Source organism: Comamonas sp. GB3 AK4-5, assembly GCF_041320665.1.
Lineage (GTDB): Bacteria > Pseudomonadota > Gammaproteobacteria > Burkholderiales > Burkholderiaceae_C > Comamonas.
On the sequence record NZ_CP166730.1, the window covers coordinates 1,587,662 to 1,606,516 of the forward strand.

19 protein-coding genes are annotated in these 18,855 nt (G+C 63.8%); 8 read left to right on the forward strand and 11 right to left on the reverse strand.

Annotated elements, in window-relative coordinates; all coding sequences use genetic code 11:
• Positions 1–24 precede the first annotated feature (24 nt).
• Positions 25–906, reverse strand: coding sequence for a LysR family transcriptional regulator (locus tag ACA027_RS07055; protein ID WP_370681692.1), 882 nt, complete (start codon positions 904–906; stop codon positions 25–27).
• A 77-nt stretch (positions 907–983) separates the two neighbouring features.
• Here ACA027_RS07055 and ACA027_RS07060 point away from each other — a divergent pair, with 77 nt between their 5' ends.
• The gene (locus tag ACA027_RS07060) at positions 984–1,910 is read left to right on the forward strand and encodes a DMT family transporter (RefSeq protein ID WP_370681693.1); all 927 of its coding nucleotides are present in this window, start codon (positions 984–986) and stop codon (positions 1,908–1,910) included.
• Positions 1,911–2,212: 302 nt separating this feature from the next.
• A complete protein-coding gene (locus tag ACA027_RS07065) occupies positions 2,213–2,653 on the forward strand; it encodes a hypothetical protein (RefSeq protein WP_370681694.1) in 441 nt (146 codons plus the stop codon).
• Between the two features lie 261 nt (positions 2,654–2,914).
• Here ACA027_RS07065 and dxr read toward each other — a convergent pair whose 3' ends face one another.
• The 6 genes from dxr to ACA027_RS07095 form a co-directional block, all read right to left on the reverse strand.
• Positions 2,915–4,078, reverse strand: coding sequence for a 1-deoxy-D-xylulose-5-phosphate reductoisomerase (gene dxr / locus ACA027_RS07070; protein ID WP_370681695.1), 1,164 nt, complete (start codon positions 4,076–4,078; stop codon positions 2,915–2,917).
• A 474-nt stretch (positions 4,079–4,552) separates the two neighbouring features.
• Entirely contained in the window at positions 4,553–5,155 is a 603-nt protein-coding gene (locus tag ACA027_RS07075) for a hypothetical protein (protein WP_370681696.1), read from the reverse strand.
• Between the two features lie 118 nt (positions 5,156–5,273).
• Positions 5,274–5,552 (reverse strand): septum formation initiator family protein, encoded by a 279-nt coding sequence (locus ACA027_RS07080; RefSeq protein WP_370681697.1) that lies wholly within the window; start codon positions 5,550–5,552, stop codon positions 5,274–5,276.
• Positions 5,553–5,593: 41 nt separating this feature from the next.
• Positions 5,594–6,880 (reverse strand): phosphopyruvate hydratase, encoded by a 1,287-nt coding sequence (eno, locus tag ACA027_RS07085; RefSeq protein ID WP_370681698.1) that lies wholly within the window; start codon positions 6,878–6,880, stop codon positions 5,594–5,596.
• 175 nt (positions 6,881–7,055) lie between these two features.
• Positions 7,056–7,913, reverse strand: coding sequence for a 3-deoxy-8-phosphooctulonate synthase (gene kdsA / locus ACA027_RS07090; protein ID WP_370681699.1), 858 nt, complete (start codon positions 7,911–7,913; stop codon positions 7,056–7,058).
• Between the two features lie 39 nt (positions 7,914–7,952).
• Entirely contained in the window at positions 7,953–9,611 is a 1,659-nt protein-coding gene (locus ACA027_RS07095) for a CTP synthase (protein WP_370681700.1), read from the reverse strand.
• Positions 9,612–9,715: 104 nt separating this feature from the next.
• Between ACA027_RS07095 and coaBC the strand changes: the two genes are divergently transcribed.
• The 4 genes from coaBC (at position 9,716) to ACA027_RS07115 (ending at position 13,339) form a co-directional block, all read left to right on the forward strand.
• The gene (coaBC, locus tag ACA027_RS07100; RefSeq protein ID WP_370681701.1) at positions 9,716–10,930 is read left to right on the forward strand and encodes a bifunctional phosphopantothenoylcysteine decarboxylase/phosphopantothenate--cysteine ligase CoaBC; all 1,215 of its coding nucleotides are present in this window, start codon (positions 9,716–9,718) and stop codon (positions 10,928–10,930) included.
• A 181-nt stretch (positions 10,931–11,111) separates the two neighbouring features.
• Positions 11,112–11,639 carry a hypothetical protein gene (locus ACA027_RS07105; protein ID WP_370681702.1) on the forward strand — a complete coding sequence of 176 codons (528 nt, stop codon included), beginning with the start codon at positions 11,112–11,114 and terminating at the stop codon, positions 11,637–11,639.
• Positions 11,640–11,710: 71 nt separating this feature from the next.
• On the forward strand, positions 11,711–12,160 hold the full coding sequence (gene dut, locus ACA027_RS07110; protein ID WP_370681703.1) for a dUTP diphosphatase: 450 nt from the start codon (positions 11,711–11,713) through the stop codon (positions 12,158–12,160).
• A gap of 345 nt (positions 12,161–12,505) precedes the next feature.
• Positions 12,506–13,339, forward strand: coding sequence for a hypothetical protein (locus tag ACA027_RS07115; protein WP_370681704.1), 834 nt, complete (start codon positions 12,506–12,508; stop codon positions 13,337–13,339).
• Positions 13,340–13,480: 141 nt separating this feature from the next.
• On the opposite strand, the gene ACA027_RS07120 is transcribed toward ACA027_RS07115, so the two are convergent.
• The 3 genes from ACA027_RS07120 to ACA027_RS07130 are packed head-to-tail and all read right to left on the reverse strand — an operon-like array spanning position 13,481 to position 15,941.
• Positions 13,481–14,887, reverse strand: coding sequence for a sensor histidine kinase (locus ACA027_RS07120; RefSeq protein WP_370681705.1), 1,407 nt, complete (start codon positions 14,885–14,887; stop codon positions 13,481–13,483).
• Positions 14,884–15,573, reverse strand: a complete 690-nt coding sequence (locus ACA027_RS07125; RefSeq protein ID WP_370681706.1) for a response regulator transcription factor — start codon at positions 15,571–15,573, stop codon at positions 14,884–14,886. Before ACA027_RS07125 ends, ACA027_RS07120 begins: the two co-directional genes overlap by 4 nt.
• Positions 15,573–15,941, reverse strand: coding sequence for a PepSY domain-containing protein (locus ACA027_RS07130; protein ID WP_370681707.1), 369 nt, complete (start codon positions 15,939–15,941; stop codon positions 15,573–15,575). The genes ACA027_RS07125 and ACA027_RS07130 overlap by 1 nt, the downstream gene beginning before the upstream one ends.
• 157 nt (positions 15,942–16,098) lie before the next feature.
• On the opposite strand from ACA027_RS07130, the gene ACA027_RS07135 reads away from it, so the two are divergent.
• Complete coding sequence (locus tag ACA027_RS07135; protein ID WP_370681708.1) at positions 16,099–16,431, forward strand: PepSY domain-containing protein; 333 nt, start codon at positions 16,099–16,101, stop codon at positions 16,429–16,431.
• A gap of 95 nt (positions 16,432–16,526) precedes the next feature.
• A complete protein-coding gene (locus ACA027_RS07140) occupies positions 16,527–17,918 on the forward strand; it encodes a ferric reductase-like transmembrane domain-containing protein (protein ID WP_370681709.1) in 1,392 nt (463 codons plus the stop codon).
• Positions 17,919–18,190: 272 nt separating this feature from the next.
• Here the strand turns inward: ACA027_RS07140 and ACA027_RS07145 are convergent, their stop codons facing one another.
• Positions 18,191–18,715 (reverse strand): peptidylprolyl isomerase, encoded by a 525-nt coding sequence (locus ACA027_RS07145; RefSeq protein ID WP_370681710.1) that lies wholly within the window; start codon positions 18,713–18,715, stop codon positions 18,191–18,193.
• Between the last annotated feature and the right edge of the window lie 140 nt (positions 18,716–18,855).

An 18,855-nucleotide genomic window follows, 5' to 3' on the forward strand; every position in this document is an offset into this window, starting at 1 on the left:
CTGCGGCAGGCCTGTTGCAGCTCATCAGCCCAACTCCAGCAACTTGCGCCGCTTTCGGGCCATTTCGACAAAGGCCTGCGCCGCAGGCGAAAGCTTGTCAAAGCGCAAGGCCGCCAGTGCAATATCGCGGCGGCGACGTGGCTTGAGGCTGCGATAGACCACGCCGGCAGGCGGCTCTGGCAAGGCCAGCCGCGCCGCAATGGTGATGGCATCGCCCTGGGCGACAAAACCCATCATGGAGCTGAGCTGCTCCAGCTTGAACCGCGTGTGAGGCACTGCGCCCGCGCTGGCCAGGAACTGGTCAATATGGGGGCCGGAGCCTGCAGAGGTTCGAATGAAGGGCTGCCCATGAAAGTCGCGGGCCTGGAGTGAGGCCTGGGCGGCCAGAGGGTGGGCCGCAGGCAGCACGGCCACCAGCTCATCCGCCACGAGTGGCAATGTGTCCAGGCGCTCCTCAGGCAAGACCACAAAGCCCAGCTCCACGCGCCGCTCCAGCAGCCATTGCACCACCACGCTGTCGACGGCCTCCTCGATCTGTACCTCCACCAAGGGGTGTGCTGCCTGGTAATGCGCCATGAGCTGGGGCAGCAGGCGCAGCGATGAGGTGGCGCCAAACGAGGCGATGCGCAGCGTGCCCCGCGCAATGCCGCGCTCCAGATGGGCCTCTTGCTGCAGCGCTTCTTTTTGTTGAAGCATGTCGTTGGCGCGGGCCAGCAGCCTGCTGCCCACTTCGGTCAGGGTCGACGCACCGGCTTCGCGCTGGAGCAGGCTGACACCCAGCTCGGTTTCCAGCTGCCTGATGGCATGGCTGACGCCGCTTTGCGTGATGCCCAGAACACTGGCGGCTCGGGAAAAGCTGCCCAGCTTGGCCAGCACGGAAAAGATTTCCAGTTGCGCAAAGGTCATGGGCAGATGCCAGGGGTAGGTGTCATGAGCGATTACTCATTCGACGATGAATCTTGATGAGCAGATATTAGCGCGCTATGACTTTTCGTAAATCCTCCACCCACCTGGGTTTGATCGCCATGGCCGCCTTGTGGGGCGCCTCCTGGCCTTGGGGCCGCGTGGTGGCGCAGGCCATGCCGCCGCTTGCGGCAGCCAGTCTGCGCTTTCTGCTGGCCAGCGTGGTCCTGCTGCTGTGGCTGTGCCGCAGTGGCCGCATGGGCGGGCTGCGGGCCCTGGCGGTGCGCCAGTGGCTGGGCCTGGCCTGTGCAGCCGCCGTGGGCGTGCTGGGCTATTCCATCTTCTTTTTGCTGGCGCTGCAGACCGTGCCTGCAGGCAAAGCCGCCATGGTCGTGGCCCTCAACCCGGTGCTCACCATGCTGTTTGCCGTCCTGCTGTTTCGCGAGGCCGTGAATGCGGTCATGTGCGCCGGCCTGGTGCTGGCCGTGACTGGGGCGCTGTATGCACTGGGTGGCGGCGCTTTCACCGCGCTGCTGCCCGCTTCATCGGGCGTGGGCGAGCTGCTGTTGCTGGGCTGTGCCGGCTGCTGGGTGGCCTACACCCTGATCGGCCGGTTGGTGCTGACCTCTGTGGATGCGCTCACCACCACCACCGTCACGGCCGCCATGGGCGCCGCGCTGCTGCTGGCGGCCAGCCTGGTGTTGGAGGGGCCGGCGGCATGGGCCGGCCTGCCTGCAGCCCCAGCGAATGCCTGGTACAGCCTCGTCGCGCTGGCGCTTGGGGCCACGGCCCTGGCCTATGCCTGGTATTTGCACGGCGTGCGCGTGCTGGGTGCCGGCGCGGCAGCGGCTTATATGTCCCTGGTGCCGCTGTGGGGCATGCTGTTTTCCAGCATCTGGCTGGGCGAGACCATCACTGCCTCGCTGCTGGGAGGTGGGGCGGCCGCCATTCTGGGCATGCTTTTGATGTATTGGGGGCGGTTGAGGATGGCACAGAAGAGTGCCTGATGGGTGGCAGCTGCAGGCTGCTTTCGGCCAGGAACAGCCGTGCGCGAAGGCTGCTTGGCCGACTGCTTCAAGCTGTGGCTTCAACACCGAATGTCGGCGGCGATCAACAGCTGAACTTGATGGACTCTGGTTGCAATCTCCAAGAATCGGCATTCAAGGATTTCCGCAGCCCTTGTCAGAGGCAACCCCGACCCGGCCCCTTGACGACGATTCACCGTGCCTTCAGGCAAAATCCAGATGATCGGGGCAAGCCAGGCGTCAGGTCTGCCGGGAAGCCCACCTTGAAGAATGGAACAGCATCAATGGCACTGACGAAGAAGGGCGAGTTTTGGTACGGGACGACGTCCGGCGACACCCAAGCCGAGCTGCGCAGCTACAGCGTTGCGAATCGCCATGAGGCCGTCCGGTTTGCCTCGTCCAAATGCAATTGCGGGTGCCGGACTTTTGCGTTGCAGACCGATGAAGAAGCCGGTGTGGCAATCCGCGCCTGCACCGACTGCGGGCAGATACACCTGATGGGCGACAGCGAGGACTACATTGAAGAGGCCGCCCCCGAGACGCACGAGTGCGTGTGCGAGAACGAGGTGTTCGAGCTGATGTCCGGCGTCTCCGTGTACGAGGGCACACATGACGTGCGCTGGTACTACATCGCTTGCCGCTGCGTGGAATGCAATCTGGTTGGGGTCTTCGCAGACTGGAAGTGTGAAGCGGGTGATGCGACGGCCTTCCTCGCCAAGGTATGAGCGCGCCCCCGCAGAGATCATGCTCGCAGGCCCGAGCGGCCGAGGAGTGTCATGAGGTGGTTGGTGAACTTAGCTGTATCAATGACGGCAGTCGCTGCGCAGCAGACATTGGCCGTCGAGGCACGAACAACAGCAACGGGTCGACTGCGACCGATCACAGATCGGCCAGGAGCGGACTTCCACAAGTGGGGCAAGACCGCACCTGGTGTTGACCCGTGCCTGATGCTCTAGACACAGGGCGATCGACTAAAAAGTCGGTTCCTAGGCGCGTGCGAGTATGAGGCGATTGGCGATCTTGGCGGCAAGCGACTTGGCTTCGTGATCGGCAGCCATCAGCTCGTCTAGTTCCACATCGAATTGGGCGGTATCGCAAGACAGTGATTCAGAAATTATTTCGCTGATTTCATAAAAGCCGATTCGGCTTTCCATGAACATGCGCCCGGCTATTTCATTTGCTGCGTTAAACATCATGGTTGCGCCCGGACCCGCATTGACTGCTTCCCTGGCCAGGGTTAGGCACGGAAATTTTTCTGAATCCACGCTTCGAAATTCGAGGGAGCGGACCTCGCCCAGATTGAGATCGTCAACGCCGGTGTGCAGTCTGTCTGGATATGACAGGGCATAGCCGATAGCGTTCTTCATGTCGTTGTGGCCAAGAAGCGCAATCATGGTCCCGTCTATATAGCTTGCTGCGGAGTGCAAAAGAGATGAGGGGTTGACGAAAACGTCGACATGACTCGATGGCATATCAAAGAAGTAGCAGGCCTCGATCAGCTCCAGCCCCTTGTTTGCCAGCGTGGCGCTGTCCAGGGAGTTTTTTGGACCCATCTGCCAAGTTGGGTGCCTCAAGGCTTGATCCACGGTGGCATTCACAATTTGTGCTTTGCTCCAGTCTCGGAAGGGGCCGCCACTTGCAGTAAGTACCAAGCGTCGTAATTCCTCCCTCCTGCCGAGTTTCACGCACTGGTAGATTGCACTGTGTTCAGAGTCAACGGGGATCACCTCGGAGCCATGCTCTTTGGCTAAGGTGAGGAGCTTGGTGCCGCCGCAGACAAGAGCTTCCTTGTTTGCGAGTGCAACCCGATTGCCGGCTTTTACAGCGGCATGGACAGAGGGGAAGCCAATAGATCCGGAGATGGCTGCAAGCACCACATCTACCGGCATGCTCGCGACTTCCGCTGCGGCGTTGGGGCCGGCGATGACATGACACGGGCCATCGATAGCTTCTGAAAATGAGCTTGCAGCGGCAGGGTCGGAAAATGCCACCACTTCGGGAGAGAATTCCCTATAGATGGCTACAGCGCTTTCCCAAGACTTGGCAAAGGAGGCCGCTTTTAGCGAAAAGCGATTGCGGTGGAGACGGAGAAATGCCAAGGCATTGGTTCCGATAGAGCCCGAGGCACCAAGGATGGTGACGGATTTCATAAACTTCCTTTTCAACGTGTTCAATCGGTGGTGCAAGCAATCTCTTTGCCCATGTGCGTGTGCGGCAGGAGCGCTTGGTCCGCCCTCGCAAACTGCGATATGTACATGCTCTTCTGAGAAGTCTGCGAGGATAAGCCACACCCCTGGGTAAATCTTCATCCTGGCGATCGAGTCTCCTTGACGATGGCGGAACGACCTGCAGCCTAGATGTGCCCCACAGAGCCCTGTCTTTCTAGACAGGGTAAATCGAAGTGGCATAAGGCCGTATGCCTGCTTCGGGCGATTGCAGAACCCCTCCCACTCGCAACCCTGACCGCCATAGGCAAGGCGCTACACCACGCGCAAGCCCAAAGCTGCCCACGGCGTATGCGGCATGCATTCATCGATGTTTGTGCCGCAGACACAGTCATGGTCGGTAGATGCTGCTATTTTTTTGTGAGCGTGGCGCGCGGGCAGCATGCGCCATGGCGCGGCTCACAGGCGGGAGGGTGGTGATCTGGATGCCAGCAGGTGGCTGAACAATCTCCGTTCGCTGTCCGGGTCCAGGCATTCGCGGCAGCGCATGCCGGGGGCGTGGCCGTGGCGCGGAGGGCTTGCCATGTCCGGGCCTGCGGGGGTGGCCGTGGCGGTCATGCCAGGTGCGGCCCTGTGGCTGGCGTTTGCGGCCTGCCAGGTCTGCAGGCATTCCCACAGCGCGGTTTGCTGGTGCTGGGGCAGGCCATAGAGCAGGCGCAGCATGCCGCCGGCCTGCACATAGGCCATCAACTGGGTGCGGCAGCGCTGCTCCAGCGCTTGGTCGTAGGCGGGGGCCGAGGGTGGCGTGGGCAGCCAGTACACCGTGTGTAGCGCTGCGGTCAGTGGCAGCGTGGCTGCGCTGGCATCGGCGTTGATGCCGGTGCCGGTGCCGGTGCCGATCTCTGCACTGTGATCGGCAGTCCAGCAGGCCAGCGGGCAGGGGGTGCCGGGGTATTGCCGGGCCCAGGCGGCTTGCATGGTTTGCGCCAGGGTCTGGGGGGCGCTGGTGATGGTGCCGGCCAGCAGCAGCGGGAAGGTGGTGGTGGCCGAGAGTGTGTTCATGGGGTGCTCATGGGTGCATCAGGCGGTGAAGGCTGTGCTGCAGCCAGGATGCGGTGGCATAAAAAAACCACGGCGCGCGGGGCGGGCCGTGGTGGCGGGGCAGGGCGTGCTTGCGCGCTCAGGGGCGGGTGACCTGCACATAGATCTCGCCCGGCTTGACCATGCCCAGCTCGCTGCGGGCTTTTTCTTCCACCATGTCCTTGCCTTCGCGCAGGTCGGTCACTTCGGAGGCCAGGCGGTTGTTTTCCGCGCGGGCCACCTCGTTGGCCGACTTGATCTGGGCAATCTGCATGCGCATCTCCTGCACCAGGTCCATGCTGTAGCTGCCCAGCCAGAGCTGGGCGTGCACGATGGCCAAAATGGCCAGCAACACCAGCGTGACAATGCGATGAACCATGGTGCGAAAGAGGCGCTGAGCGGAAGTGGCAGGTCTGCAGATTAACGCAGGTTGTAGAAGGCAGCACGGCCGGGGTACTCGGCCACGTCGCCCAGGTCTTCTTCGATGCGCAGCAGCTGGTTGTATTTGGCGATGCGGTCCGAACGGCTCAGGGAGCCGGTCTTGATTTGACCAGCATTCAGGCCCACAGCAATGTCAGCAATCGTCGAGTCTTCGGTTTCGCCCGAGCGGTGCGAGATCACGGCGGTGTAGCCGGCGCGCTTGGCCATTTCGATGGCGGCGAAGGTTTCGGTCAGCGTGCCGATCTGGTTGATCTTGATGAGGATGGAGTTGGCAATCTTCTTGTCGATGCCTTCCTTCAGGATCTTGGTGTTGGTGACGAACAGGTCGTCGCCCACCAACTGCACCTTGGCGGCCAGCTTGTCGGTCAGCACCTTCCAGCCGTCCCAGTCGCCTTCGTGCATGCCGTCTTCGATGGAGATGATGGGGTACTTGTCGCACCAGCCGGCCAGCATGTCGGCCCATTGCACGGCGGTGAGGGTCATATTGCCTTCGCCGGCCAGCACGTACATGCCGTCCTTGTAGAACTCGGAAGCGGCGCAGTCCAGGCCCAGGGCAATGTCTTCACCGGCCTTGTAGCCGGCCTTGGCGATGGCTTCCAGGATCAGTTGGATGGCGGCTTCGTGGTTTTCCACGGAAGGCGCAAAACCGCCTTCGTCGCCCACGGCGGTGCTCATGCCCTTGTCGTGGATGATGGCCTTGAGGGCGTGGAACACTTCGGCACCCCAGCGCACGGCTTCGCGGAACGTGGGCGCGCCCACGGGGATGATCATGAATTCCTGCAGGTCCAGGCTGTTGTTGGCATGGGCGCCGCCGTTGATGACGTTCATCATGGGCACGGGCAGCTGCACGCCGCCCATGCCACCGAAGTAGCGGTACAGGGGCAGGCCGGCTTCTTCAGCGGCGGCGCGGGCCACGGCCATGGACACGGCCAGCATGGCGTTGGCGCCCAGGCGGCTCTTGTTGTCGGTGCCGTCCAGATCGATCAGGGTCTTGTCCAGAAAGGCTTGCTCGGAGGCGTCCAGGCCCAGCACGGCTTCGGAGATCTCGGTGTTGATGTGCTCCACGGCCTTGAGCACGCCCTTACCCAGGTAGCGGCCCTTGTCGCCGTCACGCAGTTCAATGGCTTCGCGCGAACCGGTGGACGCACCCGATGGCACGGCAGCGCGGCCCATCACGCCGGATTCCAGCAGCACGTCGCACTCGATGGTGGGGTTGCCGCGGCTGTCCAGGACTTCGCGTCCTACGATGTCAACGATTGCACTCATGGTCTTCCTTTGAAGGTTTTTTACAAACTCTGGTCTCTGAGGACTTGGCGGTGAATTCCGCCGACAAAGCAGGCTGGCTAAGCACAGACTGCTCTGTTTTTGATACGAAAAAGCACGCTCTTGCGGAGCGTGCTTGGATTTCAACACCGAATGGCGTGCATGGTAGGCGCTGCGATCAGGGTTGGAAATTGTTTTCCAGAAAGCCGGTGCGCTTGGTCACATCGTCCAAGGCCACCAGCGTTTCCAGCAGCGCGCGCATGTGCTTGAGGGGCACGGCATTGGGGCCGTCGCTCAGGGCGTTGCAGGGATCGGGATGGGTTTCCATGAACAGACCCGCCACGCCCACGGCCACGGCCGCACGGGACAGCACAGGCACCATCTCGTGCATGCCGCCGCTGCTGGTGCCGTTGCCGCCGGGCAGCTGCACGCTGTGCGTGGCGTCAAACACCACGGGGGCGTTGGTCTCGCGCATGATGGCCAGTGAGCGCATATCGCTCACCAGGTTGTTGTAGCCAAAGCTGGCACCGCGTTCGCAGGCCATGAAGCTGTCTTCGGGCAGGCCCACTTCCTTGGCGGCAGCACGGGCCTTGTCGATGACGTTCTTCATATCGTGCGGGGCCAGGAACTGGCCCTTTTTGATATTCACCGGCTTGCCCGACTGGGCCACGGCGCGGATGAAGTCGGTCTGGCGGCACAGGAATGCCGGGGTCTGCAGCACGTCCACGATGGAGGCCACATAAGGCACCTCGGCCTCGGTGTGCACATCGGTGAGGATGGGTACATTGAGTTCCTTCTTCACCTTGGCCAGAATCTCCAGGCCTTTTTCCATGCCGGGGCCGCGGAAGCTGGCACCGGAGGAGCGATTGGCCTTGTCAAAGCTGCTCTTGAAGATGAAGTGGATGCCCAGGCTGGAAGTGATTTCCTTGAGCTGGCCCGCCACGTCCATCTGCAGTTGCTCGGACTCGACCACGCAGGGTCCGGCAATCAGAAAAAAGCGTCGGTCCAGGCCGATGTCAAAGCCGCAAAGTTGCATGGCGGGTTTCCTCAGAGGTTGCGCTGGGTTGCTTGCGATTCAGGCCTTCTTGGCCTTTTGCTTGCCGTCCACGGCCGCCTTGATGAAGGCGTTGAACAGCGGGTGGCCGTTCCAGGGCGTGGATTTGAACTCGGGGTGGAACTGCACGCCGATATACCAGGGGTGGACCTTGGCGGGCAGCTCGACGATTTCGGTCAGCTGCTCGCGCTGGGTCAGGGCCGAGATCACCAGGCCGGCCTGGCGCAACTGGTCCAGATACTGGGTGTTGGCCTCATAGCGGTGGCGGTGGCGCTCTGTCACCACATCACCGTAGATGCTGTGGGCCAGGGTGCCGGGCTGCACGTCGGAGGACTGGGCGCCCAGGCGCATGGTGCCGCCCAGGTCGGAGTTCTCGTCACGCGTCTTGATCGTGCCGTCCTCGTCCTTCCACTCGGTGATCAGGGCGATCACGGGGTTGGGCGTTTGCGGATCGAACTCGGTGGAGTTGGCACCCTTGAGGCCGGCCACATGGCGGGCGTACTCGATGGTGGCCACTTGCATGCCCAGGCAGATGCCCAGGTAGGGCACCTTGTTTTCACGGGCGAACTTGGCGGTGGAGATCTTGCCTTCCACACCGCGCGAGCCAAAACCGCCGGGCACCAGAATGGCGTCGTACTGGGACAGCTGTTGCTTGGCGTTGGCGTCGGTGATGGTTTCCGAGTCCACATGGGTGATCTTCACGCGCACATGGCTTTGCATGCCGGCGTGCTTGAGCGCTTCGTTGACCGACTTGTAGGCGTCGGACAGCTCCACATACTTGCCCACCATGGCCACCTGGACCTCGCCTTGTGGGTGCTCGGTCTCGTGCACCAGGTCATCCCAGCGCTTGAGGCTGGTGGGGGGCGTGTTCAGGCGCAGCTTGTCGCAGATCAGGCCGTCCAGGCCCTGCTCGTGCAGCATGCGGGGCACCTTGTAGATGGTGTCCACGTCCCACATGGAGATCACACCCCACTCGGGCACGTTGGTGAACAGCGAAATCTTCGCCTTTTCCTCTTCCGGCACCTGGTATTGGGCGCGGCACAGCAGGGCGTCGGGCTGGATGCCGATTTCGCGCAGCTTTTGCACCGTGTGCTGGGTGGGCTTGGTCTTGAGCTCGCCTGCCGTTGCGATATAGGGCAGGTAGGTCAGGTGGACAAAGGCTGAGTTGTTGGGGCCGTGCTTGAGGGCCAACTGGCGTGCGGCTTCCAGGAAGGGCAGGGATTCGATGTCGCCCACGGTGCCGCCGACTTCACAGATCGCCACGTCCACGGCATCGGGCGTGCCCATGCCGGCGCCACGCTTGATGTATTCCTGGATCTCGTTGGTGACATGGGGGATGACCTGCACGGTCTTGCCCAGGTAGTCACCACGGCGTTCCTTCTCCAGCACGGACTGGTAGATGCGGCCCGTGGTGAAGTTGTTGGACTGCTTCATGCGGGTTTCGATGAAGCGTTCGTAGTGGCCCAGGTCCAGGTCGGTCTCGGCGCCGTCGTCCGTCACGAACACTTCGCCGTGCTGGAACGGCGACATGGTGCCGGGGTCCACGTTGATATAGGGGTCCAGCTTGATGAGGGTGACTTTGAGGCCGCGCGATTCGAGGATCGCAGCAAGGGAGGCTGAGGCGATTCCCTTGCCCAGGGAAGACACCACACCGCCGGTGACGAAGACGAACTTGGTCATGTCTTTTATTGGTGGTGGGAAATTCGAATTATAGGGGCCACCCCGGTGGATGCATGCGGCGACCTGGCTATCACCTTGGAGCCAGTCTGATAAATTCCCGCCTCATGACACTGCTTGCTGGAAAACACATCGTGCTGGGCCTCTCCGGAGGCGTGGCCTGCTACAAGTCGGCCCACCTGTGCCGTCTGCTGATCAAGGCAGGTGCCACCGTGCAGGTGGTGATGACGGAGGCGGCCGAGCAATTCATCACCCCGGTGACCATGCAGGCCCTGTCAGGGCGCACGGTGTACGGCTCGCAGTGGGATGCGCGCGAGCCCAACAATATGCCCCACATCAACCTCAGCCGCGAGGCCGATGCCATTGTGATCGCACCTTGCAGCGCCGACTTCATCGCCAAGCTGGCCCAGGGCCGGGCCGATGAGTTGCTCAGCCTGATGTGCTTGGCCCGTCCCATAGACCGCATACCGCTGCTGCTGGCCCCGGCCATGAACCGCGAAATGTGGGCCCATCCGGCCACGCAGCGCAATCTGGCCCAGGTGGCCAAGGACGGCGCCAAGGTGCTGGGCGTGGGCGTGGGCGACCAGGCCTGTGGTGAAACCGGTGACGGCCGCATGCTGGAGCCCGAGGAGCTGCTGGAAGACCTGCAGGCCTTTTTTGCGCCCAAGTTGCTGCTGGGGCGCCGCCTGCTGATCACGGCCGGCCCCACCTTCGAGGCCATAGACCCGGTGCGCGGCATCACCAACCTCTCCAGCGGCAAGATGGGCTTTGCCATCGCCGCCGCCGCCAAGGCCGCCGGGGCGGAGGTCATCGTGGTGGCCGGCCCGGTGCACCTGGCCACGCCGCGCGGCGTGCAACGCATCAATGTGCAGTCGGCCCAGCAAATGCTGGCCGCCGTGCAGTCGCAGGTGGGCAGTGCCGATGTGTTCATCGCCACGGCTGCCGTGGCCGACTGGCGCCCGGCCAATGCGGCCGACCAGAAGATCAAGAAAGACGGCTCGGGCGATGTGCCGGCCCTGGCCTTTGTCGAGAACCCCGACATCCTGGCCACCGTGGCGAAGTCCGAGCGTGCCCAAAAAGGCGCACTGTACTGCGTGGGCTTTGCCGCCGAAAGCCATGACCTGCTGGCACATGCTACGGCCAAGCGCCAACGCAAGGATGTGCCGCTGCTGGTGGGCAATATCGGCCCCGCCACCTTCGGCCAGGACGACAATGCCCTGCTGCTGGTGGATGCCCAGGGCCACAGCGAGCTGCCCCGGGCCTCCAAGACCCAGCTGGGTGTGCAACTGGTGCAGGAGCTGGCGCGCAGGTTGGTGAAGTAATCAGCCTGGGGCTGATGGCTTCGTTGTGAGGGATGCGCTAGGCTTGGCAGGTCTGTTGAGGCCCGCGCCGGCCGAAATCTTGCCATTCCCCGCTGGCAGCCTGCGCAGTGGAGAAGAGGGCAGGCCGTGTATTGCAGTATTCGCGGGTGCTGCCGCCCGTTTTTTGTTAGGCTGAAGCGCTATGTCCATTTCCAGTTACGAAGGCCCGCGTGGTGGCGACTATGTCCGCTATGTGAATGCCATGCTGCGCCAAAGCGCGCTGTATCCCGCTTCCCTCCGGGCTTTGAAGCAGAGCAGCCGCAGCGATTTCACGGGCAGTGATGCCCTGCAGACTCCGGGTGCCCAGCCTGCATCGGCCTGGGAGCGCTTGCGCGAGCAGGCTCTGGCGGCCGTGGAGCAAGCCCAGCGCGAAGCGCAGGAGCGCACCCAGGGGGCGCAGCCCGCTGGCCAGCGCAGCCGTGGCCGCCAGGGGCAAACGAATGGTGAGCGGGCCGCCCGCCGCGAAGCGCGCAAGTCCGCGCCCCAGGCGATGCAGCAAAGCCAGACCCCGGAAAAGAAAAAAACCGGCTTCCGTATCACCCCTGGCCATATTGTGTTGCTGGCAATTTTGGCGGTGGTGGGCATGGCCTTCCCCGGCTTTGGCGCCATCGTGCTGCTGATCGCCATCGTCAATGGGGTGCGCAAAGGGATTCAATCGTTCAAGGGCTAGGCTGCACGGCACAATGCAGGCCTTGTATTTTTTGAAGCAGGCGGTGTTGCGCCGCCTTCCCCTGTATTGCCATGAACGTTGACCTGAAAATCCTGGATGCGCGCCTGCGCGAGAACATGCCCGCCTATGCCACGCCCGGCAGCGCGGGACTGGACCTGCGTGCCTGCATCGATGCGCCGCTGACCCTGGAGCCCGGTCAATGGCAGCTGGTGCCCACCGGCATGGCGGTCTACCTAAAAGATCCCGGCTACGCCGCCATGATCCTGCCGCGCTCCGGCATGGGCCACAAGCACGGCATTGTGCTGGGCAATCTGGTGGGCCTGATCGATAGCGACTACCAGGGCCAGCTCATGGTCAGCGCCTGGAATCGCTCCAGCACCGCCTTCACCCTGCAGCCCATGGACCGCCTGGCCCAGATGGTCATCGTGCCCGTGGTGCAGCCCCAGTTCAACCTGGTCGAGGAATTTGAAGCCGTCTCCGAGCGTGGAGAAGGTGGCTACGGCTCCACCGGGAAACATTAATCCCCCCTGAGGCGCTGTGCGCCTTCCCCCTAGGGGGACGACAGCCTCGCTGCGGGGCGGCCCTTGCTCGCTGTCTGCTGATCTAGGCTGCGTCAGTTTGATACGTAATGTCCTGATGCAACGTCGGTGGGGTAAATGCCCCGTTGGGGCGTTACGCGCCGTTTTCGTTCTCGCATAGCAGGGGGACGATACCGGCGCGGCGGGGCGGCCCTTGCGCGGTGTCCCTGATGTGGGGAGCGCCAGTTGCATGCACTGTGCCCTGGTCTTGCTCCCTCGCACCGAAGGGGAGAGGGTTGGGGTGAGGGGATGGCGTCACCGGTCTTGCGCTCCATCATCTGTAAAACCATGGCCCCATCCGGCAAACGTCCCTCTCCCCAAACGCTGTCCAACTGGACCCGTGTGCAGCTTCTGCAGGAGGCACGCATGCGCCGGCGCTTGCAGCAACGCTATTGGTTGCGTCTGCATGCGTTGCTCACGGGTGTGTTGAGCCTGGGCTGCATGCTGGCCCTGAGTGGAGGGCTGCTGCACGCAGGTGTGCACAGCATGGGCCTGCGCTACGGGCTGGCGCTGGGCGGCGGCTATGTGATTTATCTGTTGCTGGTACGGCTATGGGCCGGCTGCATGCTGCGCCAGGATGGCGCAGATATGCCCCTGGACCTTTCTTCCGGCAGCTATACCAAAGCATCGCCCACGGATGCGGGCCTGGAAAGTGGGCAGGGTGGGGCTTTTGGTGGCGGCGGTGCCAGCGGGCAGTGGGGTGAGGGGGAGGCGTCGCAGCTGGAGTTGCCTGGTCTGCCCGATGCCGCCTCAGCCTCTTCTTCGGCACTGGAGGTGCCGGGGTTGGACGCTCTGGATGGAGAGGGCGTGGTGCTGGTGCCCGTGCTGCTGCTGTTTGCCGGCCTGCTGTTGCTGGCCACGGGGGCGGGTTCGCTGTTGTGGCTGGTGTTGGGCTCGGAGCTGTTTCTGGCTGTGGCGATGGAGGTCGCCTTTGCCCTGCTGATGGCGCGCACCCTGTATGTGGTGGAGCGCGAAGGTTGGCTGCTAGCTGCCCTGCGCCTGAGCTACAAGCCCATGCTGAGTGCCCTGGTGGCGGCCGTGGTGCTGGGCGCTGTGGCTGATTGGTTGTTCCCACATGCGGACACGCTGGCCCAGGTGGTCAAGGCCTTGCACGGGGGCTGAGCGCTTGCCTGTATGGCCTCTCCCCCGCTGGGGGAAGGCGGGGACAGGGGCTGGTTGTGTGCAGTGCTGCTCCATATAAGAGAGCAGACTATGCAGACGGGTATTGTGCCAGGAGGTGATTTTGTTTGAAATAGGAGCGCGTCACTCCTGGGTTGCTGCAGGCAGGCACAAGCGCATGCGCAAGCCTCCCAGGGGAGAAGGCAGGGCCTCTATGCTGCCGCCATAGGTGTGGGCCAGCTCGCGCACGATGTCCAGCCCCAGGCCGGTGCCGGGGCGCTGCTCGTCCAGGCGCTCACCGCGTTCAAAGATGCGCTGGCGCTGTGCGTCGTCGGCAATGCCGGGGCCGTTGTCGTCCACGGTAAAGCACAGGCTATCGCCTTCGCGCTGTACCTCCAGGCGCACCTGGCTTGCGGCCCATTTGCCGGCGTTGTCCAGCAGATTGCCCAGCATCTCGAACAGGTCCTGTTCTTCGCCACGGAAAGCCATCTCCGCGTTGGCTCCATGCAGCGAGAACTGTAGCTGGCGCCCGGCATGCAGCCGCTCCATGGTGCGTAGCAAGGCCTGCAGCGGTGCCTGCACCGGCGTGCGCAGGCCGGTGGCGCGCACGCCGGTGGCGGCGCGGGCGCGGGCAAGGTGGTAGTCCACCTGGCGCGTGGCCGTGGCCACCTGTTCGCGCACCAGCTGGGCCAGCGGTGAGTGCTCTTGCGCGGCGGCATTGCCCAGCACGTTCAACGGGGTGTGCACCGCATGGGCCAGGTTGCCGGCCTGGGTGCGGGCGCGCTGCACGATGTCGGCGTTGGCGGTCAGCACATGGTTGAACTCGCTCACCAGGGGCTGCAGCTCGTTGGGGAACTGGCCCTGCAGCTGTGCGGCCTGGCCGGTGCGCACAGCGGCCAACTGCCGGCGCAGCAGCCGCAGCGGGTGCAGTGCCAGGTGCAGCTGCACGGCCACGGCCAGCAGCAGGCCGCCTGCCAGCAGGCCCAGTGCGACCAGCAGCATGGTGGTAAAGCGCTGCAGCGGCTCGGCCAGCAAGGCCTGGTCGGCGGCCACGGTCAGGCGCAGGCGCGGTGCATCGGCTTCCGGCAGTTGCAGCGGGCGGCTCACGGCCGTCAGCGCATTGCCCTGGCTGTCGTGCAGCTCCAGCACGCTATAGCCACGGCGACCTTGAGTGGGTGCGGGCAAGGTAGCGGGGAGTTGCAAATCCTGGTCCCATAGCGAGCGCGAGCGGGCCAGGCCGCTGTGCTCCACGCTGCCGTCTTCGGTCAGGGCATCCACCTGCCAGTACAGGCCGGACAGCGGGCGCTCCAGCCGCGCATCGCCGGCCATGGGGGCCACGTCCACGCGCCGGCGCGTGTCCAGGTTGACGGATGCGCTCAGCTGATCGAGCTGGCGCACCAGCTGGTCTTGCAGCTGCTGGTCCACATGTTCGTGAAACAGATTGCGCAAGCCCCAGCCGGCCAGGGCCAGTGCCAAGGTGATCCAGACCAAGGTGCCCAGCAGCAGGCGGCTGCGCAGCGACAGCGATGCGGGGAATGGGTGCCACTTCATGCCGAGGCCGCTCCGTCGTCCATGCCTTGCGCAGGCAGCAGGCGATAGCCCAGGCCGCGCACGGTCTCTATGCTGCCCGCGGGCAGTTTTTTGCGCAGCCGGCCCACAAAGACTTCGATGGTGTTGGAGTCGCGCTCGCTGTCCTGGGGGTAGAGATGCTCGGACAGCTCGGTGCGCGACAGCACCTCGCCAACCCTTTGCATCAGCAGCGAGAGGATTTTGAACTCATGGCTGGTCAGCACCAGTGGCAGGCCGTCCACCGACACGCTTGCCTGGCGCGTGTCCAGCAAGATGCTGCCGCATTGCCACTGGGCGCTGCTGTGTGCAGACAGGCGCCGCAGCAGGGCACGCAGCCGGGCCAGCAACTCCTCCATGTGAAAGGGCTTGGCCAGGTAGTCGTCGGCGCCGGCGTCCATGCCGGTGACCTTCTCGTGCCAGGCACTGCGTGCCGTCAGGATCAGCACCGGCATGCTGCGGCCCTGGGCACGCCAGTGGCGCAGCACGCTCAGGCCGTCGACCACGGGCAGGCCCAGGTCCAGCACAGCGGCATCAAAGCTCTCCACCTCGCCCAGGTAGCGCGCGGTTTCGCCGTCGGCAGCCGTCTCCACCGTGTGGCCAGCCTGGGTGATGGCATGGGCCAGTTGGGCCTGCAGCGTGGGTTCGTCTTCCACTACCAGAATCCGCATTACTTCTTTCCTTTCTGCTTGACCTTGAGCACCCTGCCGTTCACGGCATCCAGCTCAATCTTCAGCGCCTGGCCATTGGCCTGCAGCACGCGCAGTTCGTAAATGAATTCGCCGTCGTCATGCTCGAACTCCACCTTGATGACCTGGCCCTGGAACTCGCGCTCCACCTGGTCGATCACGGTGCGCAGCGGCAACACCTTGCCCTGTTGAACGGCCTGGCGGGCCAGCTCGTGATCGCGGCTGTCCGAGTGGGCCTCGGGCAGGCCCAGCAGCAGCCCGCCCCACAGGGCTGCCACCAAGGCGGCAGCGCCCAGCCACAGCAAAGAGCGCGGCAGGGGGCGGCGCAGGTGAGGGGGGGAAGAGGTCATGGCAACAGTCTCCGGCAGACAAACAGATATGGTTTTTATAGCGGGAGGGCCATGAACCTGAGATGAACAGCTGCTTCAGCTTGGGTTCACCCCGGGTTTTGAACAATGGCTTCAGCCCGGCACGGTGTCGGGCGCTGTTTCACAAGGAGTGTTTGTCATGACCCGTATTTTTCACAAGTTCTCGCGTTCCGCTGGTGTGCAACTGGCTGCTGTGGCATTGGCTGCCGGCCTGGCTGGCGTGGCCATGGCCCAGACCCCGGCAGTGGCCCAGGCTGCTGCACCCACGGCTCTAAGCTGGAAAGCCGAGCCGGGGCTGACCATACGCCAAGTCTATGACCGCCTGGAAGCCGCAGGCTATCGCGATCTGCGCGAGATCGAATGGGACCACAGCCACTACGAAGTCAAGGCCCGCGATGCCCAGGGCACCTGGGTGAAGCTGGATGTGGATGGCAGCACCGGCGCCGTGCTGCGTAGCCGCAACAAGCGCTAAGTCAAGGCGGTGCATGCTGGGTGGCGCTACTTCCGCCCGGCACGCAGCCGCAGTGCGATGGCGGTGAGAGCGTTGTAGAAAAAGAAGGAGGATGTATGCGAGTGCGCGCAGTATGGGCCTTGTGGTCGGCCGTATTGACCGCAGCCTGGATGCTGGCGGTGTGGATAGAGCAAAGCCAGGGTCTGGGTGGTGGCGACATCCAGCTGGTCTGGCTGCTGCGGCGGGATGTGCTGCTGCTCAGCGGTGTGTGGAGCGTGGGCATGATGTCGCTGGCCATGTGGCTGTCGCTGCGCCAACCCTGGATGGAGCGCCCGCTGGGGGGCATGGACCAGGTCTATCGCCTGCACAAATGGCTGGGCATCAGTGCCACGGTGGCCGCCGTGCTGCACTGGGGGGCCAAGGAGGCCGGAGGCTGGATCAAGGCCGGCTGGGGAACGGCCGGACGCCCGCCGCGTGATGCCATGCTGTCCTGGCTGGCCGATGGGCGCGGCCTGGCCAAGGACATGGGGGAATGGGCTTTTTACGCCCTGCTGGTGCTGGTGGTGGTGACGCTGTGGCAGCGCCTGCTGCCCTACAAGCCCTGGCGTTGGGTGCATCGCGTGATGCCGGTGCTGTATCTGGCCCTGGTCTGGCACAGCCTGGTGCTGCTGCCACAAACCTATTGGCAGCAGCCAGTGGGCTGGTTGATGGGGGCGCTGATGGCACTGGGCTCGGTGGCTGCACTGTGCTCGCTGCTGGGGCGCATCGGCCGCGCGCGCCGCTATGCGGCCGAGGTGCATGCCGTGCAACTGCTGGGTGACAAGCCGGGGCAGGACCCGCTGGAAGTGCTGTGCGCATTGCCCGCGCAGTGGCCGGGTCACCGTGCCGGGCAGTTTGTGTTTGCCAGCTGGGATGCCCGTGAAGGTGCCCACCCGTTTACCGTGGCCAGTGCCCCGGGCGCCTGTGGCTACACGCCCGATGGCAGGCCGCTGCTGCGCCTGGTGATCAAGCCCCTGGGTGATTACACGGCCCAGCTGCACCGCAGCCTGAAGCCGGGCATGGCCATGCAGATTGAAGGCCCTTATGGGTGTTTTGATGGCCAGGTCGGCCATGCCACGCAGGCGCCAACCCAGGTCTGGGTGGCCGGCGGTGTTGGCATCACGCCCTTTATGGCCTGGTTGGAAGCTCGTCAGCCCGATGCTGTGGCAACTGCGGGCCAACTGCCTGCCTATCTGCACTATTGCACCCGGGATGCGGCCCATGACGCCTTGCTGCCCCGTGTGCAGGCGCTGTGCGCCGAGGCCAGTCCCCCTGTATCGCTGACGGTGCACGATGCGGCCCAGGGTCAGCGGCTACACCCCGAGGATCTGGAGCGCCATGGCGCGGCGCTGGACATCTGGGTGTGTGGCCCGCAGGGCCTGGGCAATGCCCTGCAGCAGGGTGCCGATGCTATGCGGGCACAGGGCGGCCGCTGGCGCCTGCACCGCGAGGCATTCGAGATGAGATAAGCCACCCCCTGAGCCGCTGCGCGTCTTCCCCCCCTCTATCGCTACGCGATGGAGGGGGACGGCACCAGCGCCAACCAGGGAGACAAGGCGGCCCTTGCGCGGTGCCCTGGCTTGGGATGTGCCGGTTTTATAGGCCGTAGGCGGTGTGTAGAGCCGGATATTGCAATTCAAGTAATCTGCTTGCAGAACAATGTCAGATTGGATTGGCAGCTATCAAAAACGATAAAAGCACCCAGTTGGGTGCTTTTCTTTTTTGGGGCGCTGGGCCGGGTTCAATGCAGCAAGTCGTTGCCGGGTGCTTGGGGTTGCACGCGGAAGAAACCGGTACCGGCGCTGCCGCGGCCGACTTCTTCTTCGGTGGCTTCGCGCACGGCTTCCACCTTCAGGTGGATGCGCAGCGCAATGCCTGCCAGTGGGTGGTTGCCATCCAGCACCACATGTTCGGGGTAGATGTCGGTGACGGTGTAGAGCGCATCCTTGGGCGCCTCGGGGTTGCAGCCTTCGGGCAGGGCGCTGCCTTCAAAGGTCATGCCTTCTTCCAGCTCATCGGGGAACAGCTTGCGCGGCTCCAGAAAGATCAGCTTGTCGATGTAGTCGCCAAAAGCGTCTTCGGGCTCCAGGTGCAGGTCCAACGTGGCGCCCACGGAATGGCCTTGCAGCGCTTCCTCGATGCGCTTGAGCAGGTCGGAGCCACCCAGCAAAAACTCCACCGGCTCGTCCAGCACATCCAGCTCTTCGCCCAGGGTGTCTTTGAGCACCCAGGTCAGTGCGACCACGCATTGTTCGGTGATTTCCATGTCTGTGCCTTTTTCATCTAGGTGCATGGGCCGTCCGTGGCCCGTGCGGGAGGCCAGAATTGTAGCGATCCGGTACCGTCCTGGGGCTGCACCGGCTTTGCGCCCCCGCAAGGCGGGGCTGCTGCGTGCATGGGACAATT

Coding starts and splice junctions, on each gene's coding strand:
- ACA027_RS07055 (WP_370681692.1), bottom strand. CDS start 906: ATGACCTTTGCGCAACTGGAAATCTTTTCCGTGCTGGCCAAGCTGGGC.
- ACA027_RS07060 (WP_370681693.1), top strand. CDS start 984: ATGACTTTTCGTAAATCCTCCACCCACCTGGGTTTGATCGCCATGGCC.
- ACA027_RS07065 (WP_370681694.1), top strand. CDS start 2,213: ATGGCACTGACGAAGAAGGGCGAGTTTTGGTACGGGACGACGTCCGGC.
- dxr (WP_370681695.1), bottom strand. CDS start 4,078: ATGAAATCCGTCACCATCCTTGGTGCCTCGGGCTCTATCGGAACCAAT.
- ACA027_RS07075 (WP_370681696.1), bottom strand. CDS start 5,155: ATGAACACACTCTCGGCCACCACCACCTTCCCGCTGCTGCTGGCCGGC.
- ACA027_RS07080 (WP_370681697.1), bottom strand. CDS start 5,552: ATGGTTCATCGCATTGTCACGCTGGTGTTGCTGGCCATTTTGGCCATC.
- eno (WP_370681698.1), bottom strand. CDS start 6,880: ATGAGTGCAATCGTTGACATCGTAGGACGCGAAGTCCTGGACAGCCGC.
- kdsA (WP_370681699.1), bottom strand. CDS start 7,913: ATGCAACTTTGCGGCTTTGACATCGGCCTGGACCGACGCTTTTTTCTG.
- ACA027_RS07095 (WP_370681700.1), bottom strand. CDS start 9,611: ATGACCAAGTTCGTCTTCGTCACCGGCGGTGTGGTGTCTTCCCTGGGC.
- coaBC (WP_370681701.1), top strand. CDS start 9,716: ATGACACTGCTTGCTGGAAAACACATCGTGCTGGGCCTCTCCGGAGGC.
- ACA027_RS07105 (WP_370681702.1), top strand. CDS start 11,112: ATGTCCATTTCCAGTTACGAAGGCCCGCGTGGTGGCGACTATGTCCGC.
- dut (WP_370681703.1), top strand. CDS start 11,711: ATGAACGTTGACCTGAAAATCCTGGATGCGCGCCTGCGCGAGAACATG.
- ACA027_RS07115 (WP_370681704.1), top strand. CDS start 12,506: ATGGCCCCATCCGGCAAACGTCCCTCTCCCCAAACGCTGTCCAACTGG.
- ACA027_RS07120 (WP_370681705.1), bottom strand. CDS start 14,887: ATGAAGTGGCACCCATTCCCCGCATCGCTGTCGCTGCGCAGCCGCCTG.
- ACA027_RS07125 (WP_370681706.1), bottom strand. CDS start 15,573: ATGCGGATTCTGGTAGTGGAAGACGAACCCACGCTGCAGGCCCAACTG.
- ACA027_RS07130 (WP_370681707.1), bottom strand. CDS start 15,941: ATGACCTCTTCCCCCCCTCACCTGCGCCGCCCCCTGCCGCGCTCTTTG.
- ACA027_RS07135 (WP_370681708.1), top strand. CDS start 16,099: ATGACCCGTATTTTTCACAAGTTCTCGCGTTCCGCTGGTGTGCAACTG.
- ACA027_RS07140 (WP_370681709.1), top strand. CDS start 16,527: ATGCGAGTGCGCGCAGTATGGGCCTTGTGGTCGGCCGTATTGACCGCA.
- ACA027_RS07145 (WP_370681710.1), bottom strand. CDS start 18,715: ATGGAAATCACCGAACAATGCGTGGTCGCACTGACCTGGGTGCTCAAA.